Origin of the sequence: Micromonospora echinofusca (assembly GCF_017614955.1) — a bacterium.
Classification (GTDB): Bacteria; Actinomycetota; Actinomycetes; order Mycobacteriales; family Micromonosporaceae; genus Micromonospora; species Micromonospora echinofusca_A.
This window is the reverse complement of sequence record NZ_WVUH01000223.1, coordinates 1-12,359: the sequence shown is the minus strand read 5'-3', so window position 1 is coordinate 12,359 and position 12,359 is coordinate 1. Positions and strand designations below refer to the sequence as shown.

Genomic DNA, 12,359 nt, shown 5'->3' with positions numbered 1-12,359 from the left:
ACCCGCCGCCGTCGACCTCGACGACGCGGTCACCCTGCCCACCGCCTGGAGCACCGCCTGGCACGCCACCTACTGCGTCGGCGCCGCCCGGACCGGCGACTGGGTGGTCGTGCACGCCGCCGCCAGCGCGGTGAGCGTGGCGGCACTGCAACTGGCCCGTCGGGTCGGCGCCCGGGTGGTCGCGGTGGCCAGCTCCCCGGCCAAGGTGGCCCTCGCCGCCGACCTCGGCGCCGACCTCGCCCTGCGCGCCGACGAGGACGTGGTCGCCCGGGTCCGCGAGGTCACCGACGGTCGCGGCGCCGACCTGGTCCTCGACCACATCGGCGCGGCCACCTGGCGGACCTCGGTGGACTGCCTGCGCCCCGGCGGCCGGCTGGTCACCTTCGGCAACATCGGCGGTGACCAGGTCTCGCTCTCCCTGGCCGAGATCTACCACCGGGGTCTGCGACTGCTCGGCGCCGGCGCGTACTGCCCGGCCGACTTCACCGCCATGATCGCCGCCTACGGCCAGGGCGGCCTGCGCACCCTCCGCGCCGCCGAGTACCCGCTGGAGGACCTGCCCGAGGCGTACCGCGCCCAGGAGTCCCGGACCGCCATCGGCAAGATCGTGGTGCGGCCGTGACCACGCCCGACCCGACCGGCGCGGACCTGCTCGTCACCGGCGGCACGGTGGTCACCATGGCCGCCGACCGCGCGGTGGTCACCGACGCCACCATCGCCGTCGCCGCCGGCCGGATCGCCGCCGTCGGCGCCACCGCCGACCTGCGCCGACGCTTCCCCGGTACCCCGGAACTGGACGCCACCGGCTGCGTCGTCGTCCCCGGCATGGTCAACGCCCACCAGCACACCACCGCCGACCCGCTGACCCGCAGCACGATCCCCGACGACGTCAGCGCCCAGGAGGCGATCTTCGGCTGGAGCGTGCCGATGCACGCGGTGCTGACCGGCGACGACGACGAACTCTCCGCGACCCTGGCCGCGGTGGACTCGCTGACCCGGGGCGTGACCACCCTGCTGGACCCGGGTACCGTCGCCCACCCGGACCGGGTGGCGGCCGGCCTGACCACCGCCGGGATCCGGGGCCGCGTCGGTCGGTGGGGTTGGGACACCCCCGGCCAGCCGTACGCGATGCCCGTCGCCGACTCCCTGGCCGCCCAGGAGGAGACCGTCCGGGCGCTCCCCGCCGACGGCCTGGTCACCGGCTGGATCACCCTGGTCGGTCACGACGTGGTCAGCGACGACCTCTTCGTCGGCGCCGCCGAACTCGCCGAACGCCTCGACGTCGGCGTCACCTGGCACATCTCACCGGGCGACAACGACCCGGCCGCGTACGCCATCCGCACCGGCACCCGCCCGGTGCTGCACTTCCGCCGGCTGGGCGTACTCGGGCCACGGCTGCTGCTCGGGCACGCCGTCTGGCTCGACGACGCCGAACTCGACGCCGTGCTGGACACCCGGACGGCCATCGTGTCCTGCCCGGCGGCGTACCTGCGCCTCGGTCAGGGCTACACCCGGGCCGGCCGGCACGCGGAGTTCGCCCGCCGGGGCGGCCGGCTCGCCCTCGGTTGCGACTCGCACAACGCCGGGGACGTCCCGGACGTGCTGCGGGCCGCCTGGCTGCTCGCCGCCCTCGACCGGGACGGCTCCGGTGACCCGACCCGGGCCCTGCGGGCCGACGAGGCATTCGCCCTGGCCACCATCCGGGGCGCCGAGGCGGTCGGCATGGCCGGACTGATCGGCTCCATCGAGGTCGGCAAGGCGGCCGACCTCGTCGTCCTGGACACCCGCGAGGTGTCCTGGCTGCCACCCGGCGACCTCGCCACCCACCTCGTCTGGGGGGCACCCAGCCACACCGTGCGCGACGTCCTGGTCGACGGCGCGGTGGTGGTCCGGGACCGGCGGGTCACCACCGTCGACCTCGACGCGCTCGCCACGGAGGCGGCGGCGCGCTCGGCGGCCCTGCTGCGCCGGGCCGGCATCGAGGTACCCCACCGGTGGCCGGTGGTGCCGGCCGCCCGGTACCCCGGGACGTCGCCGTGACCGGACGGACCGGCCACCCTGCTTCCCCTTCACCCCTGCACATCCCCCTCGAAAGGACGACCCCGATGACCCTTTCCCGACACCGCCGGCCACTGGTGGGGGCGCTCGCCGCCGTCACCGTGCTCGGCCTGGGCGCCTGCGCCAGCAACGACGCCACCGCCACCCCGCAGCCGAGCGGTTCGGCCGGCGGCAGCGCCGGTACCGTGCCGGCCGGCCAGCCGGACGTCAACGGCGACGGCAAGGTCGTCATCGGCGTGCTCAGCCCCGGTGACATCAACGACAAGGGCTACTACCAGAGCTTCGTCGACGGCGCCGAGGCGTTCGCCAGCTCGAAGGGCTGGACCGTCATCAAGCGGGGCAACGTGGCCGTCACCGACGCGCTCAACGCCGCCCGCGCCCTCTGCCAGCAGAAGGTCGACATGGTGGCGCTCGGCGCCTCCGAGCTCAAGGACGCCATCCCCGCCTCCGAGGAGGCGGTCTGCGCCAAGACCGCCTGGTACGTGCCGTCGTCGTACAACATCGAGCAGACCCCGAAGATCGTGCTGTCCAAGGACGACCCGAACCAGAGCATCCTCGCGGCCGGCTACGCGACCGGGCTGCTCATGCAGGCCCGGGGCGACACCAAGGCCGGCTTCGTCACCGGTGCCGAGGCGGACTTCAGCAAGGCCTCCGCCGCCGCCTTCAAGGCCGGCATCCGGATGGTGCTGCCGAACGCCACGGTGGTGAACACCTTCACCGGGGACTTCAACGACTCCGCCAAGGCCAAGGAGGCCGTGCAGGCGCAGATGAGCCAGGGCGTCAAGGCGGTCTACCCGTACCTGGGTGGCGCCACCGACGCGGCGACCGCGCAGGCCAACACCGGCAACCTGATCACCCTGACCCCGGGCACCGACCGGTGCGCCTCCACCAGCCCGAAGTTCGACATCTCGGTGATCTTCGACCCGGGCCAGTACTTCGCCGCCGCGCTCCAGCTCTTCGCCGACGGCAAGCTCACCATGGGCGTGGCCAAGGAGTGGCAGCTCGGCGTGGACCAGTACCCGACCATCAAGATCTGCAACGGCACCGCCGAGCAGAACGCCAAGCTGGCCACCCTGATGTCCGACATCGGCAGCAAGAAGGTCGACGTCGCGGCGGAAGTGAAGCGGCTGGGCTCCTGACATGACGCTGACGGAGCGGACCGAGCAGCCGGCCGGGACCCGACGCCCGGCGCTCCGGCTGCGCGGCATCAGGAAGGCGTACGGTCCGGTCGTCGCGTGCGACGCCGTGGATCTCACCGTGCACACCGGTGAGATCCACGGCCTCCTCGGCGAGAACGGCGCCGGCAAGTCGACGCTGATGAAGATCCTGCTCGGCCTGGTCCCCCGGGACGACGGGCTGATCCTGCACCACGGCCGCCCGGTCGCCATCGCCAGCCCGCACGAGGCGATGGCCCTCGGGCTCGGCATGGTCCACCAGCACTTCAGTCTGATCGGCCCGCTGACCGTCTGGGAGAACGTCATCCTCGGCGACTCCGGCCGGATCGACCGGGCCGAGGCGTGCGCGCAGGTCGAGACGATCGGCAAACGGTACGGCCTGCCGGTCGATCCGACCACCCGCGTCGACCGGCTCTCCGCCGGGGAACGGCAACGGGTGGAACTGATCAAGTGTCTGCGTCGTGACCCGTCGGTGCTCATCCTCGACGAGCCGACCTCGGTGCTCACCCAGGCCGAGTCGGCGGAGCTGTTCACGGTGCTGCGCCGGCTGGTGCAGACCGAGGAACGCGCGGTCATCCTGATCAGCCACAAGCTCGCCGAGATCACCACGGCCACCGACCGGGTGACCGTGCTGCGCCGGGGCCGGGTCGTCTTCGAGGCCCGGACCCGGCAGACCAGCCCACAGGAACTGGCCCGCCAGATGGTCGGTCGGGAGGTCTCCCTGCGGGCCGAGGGCGCCGCGCTCGGGCTGGGCGCACTCCCGGTCGACGGCCCGGAGGGCACCGCAGCGGCGGAACCCGCGACGGCGCCGGACCCGGCCGTCCCGGCGACGCCCACCACCACGTCGGAGCCCGCCGCGCTGCGACTGCGCGACGTGACGGTCACCGTCGGCGGGATCACCGTCCTCGACCAGCTCAACCTGGACGTCCGGGCAGGCGAGATCGTCGGACTGTACGGCGTGGAGGGCAACGGTCAGGCCACCCTCGGCGACCTGCTCTGCGGGCTCGTCGTGCCCGCAGCGGGCACGGTCGAACTCGCCGGCGCACCGGTCGACCTGACCCGCCCCGGCGCGCTGCACCGCGCCGGGCTCGGCATCGTCCCCGAGGACCGGCACCGGTCCGGGGTGGTGCTGGACATGAGCGTCGCCGAGAACCTCGCCATGAAGTCCCTCGGCGACGTCAGCGGGCGGATGCTGCTCAGCCGCCGGAAGATGCACGCCGTCGCCCAGCGGCTCGCCGCAGAGTTCAACATCGTCACACCGTCGATGGACACCCCGGTGCGCAGCCTCTCCGGCGGCAACCAGCAACGGGTCGTCCTGGCCCGGGAGATGTCGGCCAACCCGGCCGTGCTCGTCGCCGCCCAGCCGACCCGGGGACTCGACGTCGGCGCGATCGAGGACATGTACCAACGGCTCAACCGGGCCGCCGCCGACGGGGTGGCCGTGCTGCTGATCTCCACCGAACTGGAGGAGGTCATGGCACTGGCCAGCCGGATCGCGGTGATCTCGGCGGGCCGGATCACCGGTGTGCTGCCCACCCGGGAAGCCACCGCCGAACGGCTGGGCATGCTGGTGGGAGGAGTGACCGGATGAACGGACGACAGGCGGCCGACGGCACCGGCCGGCGGATACTGGCCCGGCTCGCCCCCGGCCCCGCCAACTGGCGGGTCGTCGGCGTGACGATCCTCGCCGTCGCCGCCGCCCTCGGACTGTCCGCCCTGCTCATCGCCGTGACCGGCGGTTCCCCCGTCGCGTCCGTGCAGGCGCTGTTCCAGGGCAGCATGGCCGACCCGACGGCCTGGAGCAGCACCCTGCTCTTCACCGCCCCGCTGCTGCTGGTGGCGCTCGGCGTGTGTGTCAGCGCCCGCTCGGGCTTCTTCAACCTCGGCCAGGAGGGTCAGGTCCTCATCGGCGCGATGGCCGCCACCTGGGTCGCGCTGCGCCTGGCGATCCCCGGACCGGTACTGCTGGTCGTCACCTTCCTGGTCGCCGCCCTCGCGGCCGGCGCCTGGGCCGGGCTCAGCTCGCTGATGTACCGCTTCCGGGGGGTGAACGTCGTGGTCAGCACCATGCTGATGACGTTCCTCGCCCAGCAGCTCGTCGCCTACATGGTCACCACCCCGTGGCTGCTCCAGGAATCCCGGATCGGCACCGGCACCGTCTCGCCGCAGTCCAACAAGGTGCCGGCGAACGCGCTGCTCGGCTCCGTCGGCGAGTACCCGAACCTCCAGCTCAACGCCGGCCTGCTGCTCGCCCTCGCGACGGCCGTCGCGGTCGCGGTCGTGCTGACCCGGACCCGCTGGGGATTCCGGCTCAAGATGGTCGGGCTCAACCCGGTCACCGCCGAGTCGGCCGGGGTGCGGGTCGCGGCGCTCGGCGGGTTCGCCCTCGCCGTCTCCGGGGCCCTCGCCGGCCTGGCCGGCGCGGTCCTGCTCACCAGCCCGGTGGGCACCAACCGGCTCCAGGCCGGGATCTCCAACAACATCGGCTGGGACGGCCTGCTGGTCGCCCTCGTCGCCCGCAACCGCCCCCTGGTCGCGATCCCGGTCGCGGTCCTGTTCGGGGTACTGCGCTCCGGCGGCGGCTTCCTCGCCGCGACCGGTGTGCCACCGTTCCTGGTCGACGTGGTCAAGGCACTGCTGGTGCTCGCGTTCGTCGCGCCGCCGGTGGTCATGAACCTCATCTCCCGTCGCTCGACCGGCAGGGCGGGCCGGATCGTGTCCACGCCCGCCCGGGTCCCCGAGGAGGCCGTCGCATGAGCATGTCCGACAACATCTCGACCATCCTCGCCAGCGGGATCCGGCTCAGCCTGCCACTGGCCTTCGCCGCCTGCGGGGAGTACCTCGCCGAGCGGGCCGGCACGCTGAACATCTCGATCGAGGGCATGATGCTCGGCGCGGCGTTCGCCTCGATCGCCACCGCCAGCATGACCGGCAGTGCCTCCGTGGGCCTGCTGGCCGGCGCGGTGGTCGGGCTGCTGATCGGTGTGGTGCACGGCAACCTGTCCCACCGCATCGAGATCAACACGTTCGTGGTAGGCCTGGTGATCAACGCCCTGGTGCTCGGTCTGACCAGCTACCTGATCACGATCAGCGAGTTCGACACCCACCAGGTCGCCCAGGTCGGCATCCCCGTCCTGCGGGACATCCCGATCGTCGGCGAGGCGCTGTTCGTCGGCCGGTGGCCGGCGTTCCTGATCCTCGCGATCGTCCCGCTCACCTGGTGGCTGGTCGAGCGGAGCAGGTGGGGCCTGGAACTGCGGGCGGTCGGCGAGAACGCCCAGGCCGCCGACGTCACCGGCATCAAGGTCAACAAGCGTCGCCGGCAGGCCCTGATGTGGTGCGGCGTACTCGCCGGGCTGGGTGGGGCGTACCTCGCCGTCGGCGAGGTCGGCTCGTTCAACCAGAACATGACCGCCGGGCGCGGGTACCTGGTCATCGCTGCGGTGATCTTCGGTGCGTGGCGGCTCAAGCGGACCCTGGTCGGCTGCGCCCTGTTCGGTCTCGCCGACGCGATGCGACTGGCGTTGCCGGCGCTCGGCGTGACGTTGAACTCGCAGCTGTTGATCGTCGCCCCGTACCTGCTGGCCCTGCTCACGATGCTGCTCTTCGCGGCCCAGCACCGGGAACCACGGTCACTCGGGCAACCCTTCGAACGCGGCACCGCCTAGCACCCCGCGGCACCCTCGCCACCCGGGTTGATCTTGCAGTTGCGGCCCCGATATAAGCAGCAAAAAGGACGAAACTGGGGCCCCAACTGCAAGATCGACGCCGGTTTACCGCCTCCGGGGATTGGAGGGTGCGCGGCTCAGCGGCGGCGCAGCGCCGGGTCGCGCAACGCGGCGGGCCGGTAGCCGGCGTCGGCCGGGTTCACCGCGCTGCCCGGGGCGACCAGGGCGTCGATCCGGTCGAGCAGTTCGGCGGGCAGCTCCACGTCGGCCCCACCGAGCTGGCTGGTCAACTGCGGCAGGGTACGCGGGCCGACGATGGCCGACGTGACAGCCGGATGGGCCAGCACGAACCCCAGCGCCAGGTCGATCAGCGACAGTCCCGCCTCGGCGGCCAGCGGGACCAGTTCCTCGACCACCGCCAGCTTCCGCGCCCGGATCTCCTCGGTGGCGAAGTCGAAGTGGTCGCTGTTGCGTACCGCCCGGGAGTCGGTGTCCACCTCACCGGCCAGCCGGTACTTCCCGGTCAGCCAGCCACCGTTGAGCGGGCTGAAGACCAGCACCCCCAGTCCGTGCCGCTGACAGGTGGGCAACGTACCCGCCTCGGCCTGCCGGGCCAGGACCGAGTACGACAACTGCTCGACGGTGAACCGTTCCCGGTGCCGCTGCTGCGCCACCCACTGCGCCTCCACGATCTCCTCCGCCGGGAACGCCGAGGAGCCGACGTAGCGCACCTTGCCCTGCCGGATCAGATCCGACAACGCGCCCAGCGTCTCGTCGACGTCGGTCGCCGGGTCGGGCCGGTGCACCTGGTAGACGTCGATCCAGTCGGTCTGCAACCGGCGGAGACTGTCCTCCACCGCCCGCATGATCCAACGCCGCGAGTTGCCCCGTCGGTTACGGTCGTCGCCCATCGGCTCGTGGAACTTCGTCGCGAGGACGACGTCGTCCCGCCGGCCGCGCAGCGCCCGCCCGACGATCTCCTCGGACTGGCCGGCCGCGTACACGTCGGCGGTGTCGACCAGGTTGATGCCGGCGTCCAGCGCCGTGCCGATGATGCGCCGGCACTCCGCCTCGTCGGTGTTGCCCCAGGAACCGAACATCATCGCGCCCAGGCTCAGTGTGCTGACCTGGATGCCGGTACGGCCCAGTGTGCGGTATCGCATGTGCGGAAGCCTCCGTGTCTGGTATGGCGACCCTCAGGCTGTCACCACCCGCACGGGCCGGCCATGTTACGCGGAGCAAGAGATCCCGGGCCTGATTTGTGTCCCCGGCACATGGCCGCCGACATTTCCGGGAAATAGCATCGAGTACGCCGGCCACCTGGCGAAATTGCGCCCCGCATTCGGGACGCACCGTTACACGACAAACTGTTCTGCGGAGGATTCTGTGGCGACTTCCCTCACTCAAGCCCGGTGGACCCACGTGGCACTGCCCACCGGCGACCTCGACAAGGCGATCGACTTCTACACCGCTCTCACCCCGCTCGTCGTGGTGGCCCGGTTCGCCGACGCCGACGGTGAGAGCGTGTGGCTCTCCAACGACAAGCAGGTCGAGACGCCGTTCGTGCTGGTGCTGGTCTCCTTCAACAAGGACAAGGGCGGCAAGCTCGGTCTGCTGACCCCGTTCGCGCACATCGGTATCGAGGTGCCGAACCGGGAGGACGTCGACGCGCTCGCCGTACGCGCCCGGGAACTGGGCTGCCTGCACTGGGAGCCGCGCGACATGCCGGACCCGGTGGGCTACATCTGCGCCCTGAAGGACCCCGACGGCAACGTCATCGAGATCTCGCACAACCAGCAGGTCTTCGACACCGTGCGCAGGCTCTGGGGCAGCGCCGACGTCGAGGTGGAGTCCTGAACGACCAGTCGGCTCGGGTCGCCCCCGACGACGAACGGACCCGCGCGGCGGTGGCCCGGTACGTGGCGGCACTCAACGCCCACGACGCCGGGGCCATCGCCGCCTGCGTGAGCGGCGACTTCGTCAACGAGCACACCTCCGCGCTGGGCCGCAGCGTCGTCGGCCGGGCCGCGTACCGCGAACGGCTCGACGGTTTCCTGGCCGACTTCGTCGACCTGCGGTACGACCCGGAGGACCTCGTCGTCGAGGGGGACCGGGCGGTACTGGCGTACCGCATGTCCTTCCTCGCCCGCTGGGCCGGGCACCGACCGGTCGAGATCCGTGGGGTGTTCCGGTTCCGGGTCGACGACGACGGTCTGATCGCGCACCGTGTCGACTACTGGGACAGCGGCGAGGTCACCCGGCAACTGGGCTGACGATCCACCGGGCCGGATCGGTGATCTGGCATGATCAACGATCATGCACCCCTTCCAGCACTTCCTCCTCGCCGGATTCCAGCAGGTGGCGGCGGACACCTGGGCCAACGACGAGCGGATCGTCGTCCAGGCGGTCTTCTTCGACCTGGTGCCCGACCTGCCCGCCACGCTGACGGAGGTACCCGCACTCCAACGGGGGATGGCGAAACTGGCCGCCACCCAGGGTGGTGCACTCATCGAGGCCGGTGTCACGACGATCGGCGGGCAGCCGGCACTCCGGCAGGTCATCAAGGTCAAGCTGCCCGACCGGCCCCAGGGGCAGGCGTTCCTGGGCAGCTTCATCGTGCCGAAGGCGGCGTGTAGCGCGGTGTTGCGGGTACAGGCCGCCGAGGGCGGGGTGTCCGGCCAGCGGGAAGCCATGGTCATGAGCCGGGTGGGGCCGGCGGACTACTTCCGGCCCCACCCGTACGGCCCCGACGGCGAGGGCGGCCTGCCGTCGCACGTCGCCGACGATCCGGCGTACGACCCCCAGTTCCCGCAGCATCCACTGACCCGGGTGCGTCAGGTGATGGCGCAACTCGCGCAGCAGGTCGCGCTGCATCCCCAGTTCGCCGCGCTGCCCCCGTTCACCCGCTGAAGCCGCCAGAAACCGGCAACGGCAGGTGACAGGCCGGTGTGGACCGGTACCACTGCGAGCGGTGCGTAGTACCGTCCCAATGGGCCTGCCGGATCAGCGGTCGACGGGTGTCGTCCCGATCCTCTACCCGGGGAGCAGACGGAACCATGTCCAAGAAGGTCGATACGATCGGCGCCCGGATCCGGTACTGGCGGATGCGCCGGAACGGGATGACCCAGGCCGTCCTTGCCGGACTCGCCGGTGTCAGTCAGCCCTACATCTCGCAGGTCGAATCCGGCCGTAAGACCGTCGACCGCCGCTCCACCCTCGTTGCCGTCGCGTCCGCTCTCCAGGTGACGGTGGCGGACCTGCTCGGACAGGGCACGGAACCCGGCTGTCCGGCCCGGGAGAGCGCGGCCGAGTGCGTGCCGGCGATCTGGTCCACCCTGATCGAAATCGAGGACGGTGAACGACGACCGGCGACCTGCACCACGGAAGAACTGGCCGCTGAGATCGCGCGCAGCGACCGGCTCCGCACGGGTTCCCATTACCCGGCGATGGCCCGGTTGCTGCCCGGCCTGCTCCTCGACGCTGCGGCTGTGGGTGGCGTCGCGCTTGTCCAGGTGGCCTATCACGCGTCGACGTGTCTGCGGCATCTCGGATATCGCCACCTGGCCCTCAACGCGGCCCGGGTGGCGGTGACGGCCGCCGAGCAGGCCGAGGATCCGGCCTGGATCGGGGCTTCCCGGTTCGCCTACGCGCAGAGCCTGCCCATCGAGTCGGCCCCACTCGCCGCGCGGGCTGCCGACCGGTCGCTGGCAGCGCTCCAGGCCGGTGCTGCCGATGAGCGGGTCCGGCAGATGCTCGGTCAACTTCACCTCTCGGCGGCGCTGACCTCGACCGTGAGTGGCCGCGCGGATGTCGCCCGCGATCACCTGAACGAGGCGGTCCGGGAGGCAGCGACCCTTGGTGACCCGCCGGACGGGGCAGGCTTCAACGGCTGCGGCTTCGGCCCGACCAATGTGAAGCTGTGGGAGATGTCCATCGCAGCGGAACAGGGGGAGGGCGGTCGGGTCATCGAGCTGTCCCGGACCGTACGGCCGCAGGTTCTCGCGGCGTCGATACGACAGCAGTCCTACTGGCTCGACCTGGGGCGGGCATTGGCCGAAACCGGTCGACGAGACGATGAGGCGCTGGCGGCGTTCGTCCGCGCCGAGCAGGCCGCACCAGCACCCTTCGCCCTGAACCCGCTCGCGCAGGATGCCGTGGTGGCAATGGCCCAGCGGGCCAAGCGTCGCGCGATCCCGGACGAGCTGACGCAACTTGCCGGACGGATGGGAATCAGCCTGGCCACATAACTGGCGGTAATTGATTGATCACCGCACGACCCTACTCTTCGGTCGAGGGAAGACCGTCTTCCCAGCGGCTGTGCCGATGGACAGGTGCTGTCCGGAGGTCCTCTGCTGCGCCGTCACGGATGGAGGTAGGGATGAGTGGTCAGGACGGCCCTGCGCCGGAGAGCAGGGGCCAGCAGGTCGAGTCGGCCGAGCAGGATGCGGCGAAGCGCCGACTTCTCGCGCAGGCCGAGGCGGATCGCATACCGGTGGAGGAGACAACCCGGGCCGTCCCGGTGGGGCGGAGGCGGCGTGGAGAGCGGTGAGCTGCCGATCGGTCGGCGGGTCGCGTACTGGCGGTCGCGGCGCCGGATGACCCAGCAGGTGCTCGCCGACGTGCTCCGGGTGGCGTGTCGGTACTGGTCGGTGGGGACGACCGGCTGGCGGCGGCAACCTGTGGCGTGGCCGGGATGGCGGAGCTGCGGTCGACGCTCGCCTGCCACGACCTCCTCGACGGTCAGGACCGGCGGGTGCCGTCGGCTGACGAGTTGTCCCGGCATTTGACGCATGCCTGGCTCACCTACCAGCACGCCCGGTGCCCGCAGCTGGTACGGGCGCTGCCGGCGCAGCTCGCCGAGGCGCGGTACGCCCACCCCGTCGCCGCTGAGGGTGCGTCGACCGTGCTGGTGCAGGCGTACCGGCTCACCGCGGCTGCCCTGGTGAAGCTGGGTGAGGCCGCGTTGGCCTGGTTGGTCGCCGACCGGGCGGTGACGGTGGCGGCCGGCGACCGGACGTGGACCGCCGTCGCCGCGATCCCGCTCGGTCAGGCGCTGCGGGCGGCGCTGCCGAGCGGTTGGGCGAAGGCGAGGACCGGTACGGGACGGGCTTCGGGCCCACCACGGTCGACGTGGCGCGGGTGGCGGCGGCGGTGGAACTGGGCGACGCCGACGAGGCGGTCCGGTGGCACGAGAAGGTCACCGGCCGGGGCGTGTGGCGGTGGCTGCCGGTCGAGCACCGGGCTGCCCACCTGGTGGACGTCGCGCGGGCGTACCTCCAGCTCGGGGACTTGGTCAACGCGGGGCGCGCGGTGGTCGAGGCGGACCGGACCGCACCGGCGGAGGTCCGGTGCCGGCCGGTGGCGCGTACGGTGATCGCCGAGATCACGCGGGGTGGGCCGCTGCCGGCCGGCGTGGCGCAACTGGCGACGGCGGTCGGGCTGACCCGGTGACCGGGAC

General features: G+C 71.8%; 13 protein-coding genes. 11 read left to right on the top strand and 2 right to left on the bottom strand.

What is annotated here, in order from left to right; all coding sequences use genetic code 11:
* The 6 genes from GSF22_RS22485 to GSF22_RS22460 form a co-directional block, all read left to right on the top strand.
* The coding region (locus GSF22_RS22485) for a quinone oxidoreductase family protein (protein ID WP_208815719.1) at positions 1 to 622 on the top strand (622 nt) is incomplete at its 5' end.
* Positions 619 to 2,040 carry an amidohydrolase family protein gene (locus GSF22_RS22480; RefSeq protein ID WP_208815718.1) on the top strand — a complete coding sequence of 474 codons (1,422 nt, stop codon included), beginning with the start codon at positions 619 to 621 and terminating at the stop codon, positions 2,038 to 2,040. The genes GSF22_RS22485 and GSF22_RS22480, both read left to right, overlap by 4 nt.
* Before the next feature lie 65 nt (positions 2,041 to 2,105).
* Positions 2,106 to 3,197, top strand: coding sequence for a BMP family ABC transporter substrate-binding protein (locus tag GSF22_RS22475; RefSeq protein WP_208815717.1), 1,092 nt, complete (start codon positions 2,106 to 2,108; stop codon positions 3,195 to 3,197).
* 1 nt (position 3,198) lies between these two features.
* Positions 3,199 to 4,824 (top strand): ABC transporter ATP-binding protein, encoded by a 1,626-nt coding sequence (locus GSF22_RS22470; protein ID WP_208815716.1) that lies wholly within the window; start codon positions 3,199 to 3,201, stop codon positions 4,822 to 4,824.
* Positions 4,821 to 5,990 (top strand): ABC transporter permease, encoded by a 1,170-nt coding sequence (locus GSF22_RS22465; RefSeq protein ID WP_208815715.1) that lies wholly within the window; start codon positions 4,821 to 4,823, stop codon positions 5,988 to 5,990. Before GSF22_RS22470 ends, GSF22_RS22465 begins: the two co-directional genes overlap by 4 nt.
* Positions 5,987 to 6,901, top strand: a complete 915-nt coding sequence (locus GSF22_RS22460) for an ABC transporter permease (RefSeq protein WP_208815714.1) — start codon at positions 5,987 to 5,989, stop codon at positions 6,899 to 6,901. The genes GSF22_RS22465 and GSF22_RS22460 overlap by 4 nt, the downstream gene beginning before the upstream one ends.
* 137 nt (positions 6,902 to 7,038) lie before the next feature.
* Here the strand turns inward: GSF22_RS22460 and GSF22_RS22455 are convergent, their stop codons facing one another.
* Positions 7,039 to 8,064, bottom strand: a complete 1,026-nt coding sequence (locus tag GSF22_RS22455) for an aldo/keto reductase (RefSeq protein WP_208815713.1) — start codon at positions 8,062 to 8,064, stop codon at positions 7,039 to 7,041.
* A 259-nt stretch (positions 8,065 to 8,323) separates the two neighbouring features.
* On the opposite strand from GSF22_RS22455, the gene GSF22_RS22450 reads away from it, so the two are divergent.
* From GSF22_RS22450 to GSF22_RS22435, 4 genes are all read left to right on the top strand, one after another.
* Positions 8,324 to 8,758: a VOC family protein gene (locus tag GSF22_RS22450; protein ID WP_307804218.1), complete on the top strand. Its 435-nt coding sequence runs from the start codon at positions 8,324 to 8,326 to the stop codon at positions 8,756 to 8,758.
* A gap of 50 nt (positions 8,759 to 8,808) precedes the next feature.
* Positions 8,809 to 9,174, top strand: coding sequence for a nuclear transport factor 2 family protein (locus GSF22_RS22445; RefSeq protein ID WP_208815711.1), 366 nt, complete (start codon positions 8,809 to 8,811; stop codon positions 9,172 to 9,174).
* A gap of 43 nt (positions 9,175 to 9,217) precedes the next feature.
* Positions 9,218 to 9,811 carry a hypothetical protein gene (locus GSF22_RS22440; RefSeq protein ID WP_208815710.1) on the top strand — a complete coding sequence of 198 codons (594 nt, stop codon included), beginning with the start codon at positions 9,218 to 9,220 and terminating at the stop codon, positions 9,809 to 9,811.
* Positions 9,812 to 9,957: 146 nt separating this feature from the next.
* On the top strand, positions 9,958 to 11,148 hold the full coding sequence (locus GSF22_RS22435; RefSeq protein ID WP_208815709.1) for a helix-turn-helix domain-containing protein: 1,191 nt from the start codon (positions 9,958 to 9,960) through the stop codon (positions 11,146 to 11,148).
* A 113-nt stretch (positions 11,149 to 11,261) separates the two neighbouring features.
* Here GSF22_RS22435 and GSF22_RS34960 read toward each other — a convergent pair whose 3' ends face one another.
* Complete coding sequence (locus GSF22_RS34960) at positions 11,262 to 11,777, bottom strand: hypothetical protein (protein ID WP_244368191.1); 516 nt, start codon at positions 11,775 to 11,777, stop codon at positions 11,262 to 11,264.
* Positions 11,778 to 11,977: 200 nt separating this feature from the next.
* Between GSF22_RS34960 and GSF22_RS34955 the strand changes: the two genes are divergently transcribed.
* Positions 11,978 to 12,352: a hypothetical protein gene (locus tag GSF22_RS34955; protein ID WP_244368188.1), complete on the top strand. Its 375-nt coding sequence runs from the start codon at positions 11,978 to 11,980 to the stop codon at positions 12,350 to 12,352.
* Positions 12,353 to 12,359: the final 7 nt, after the last annotated feature.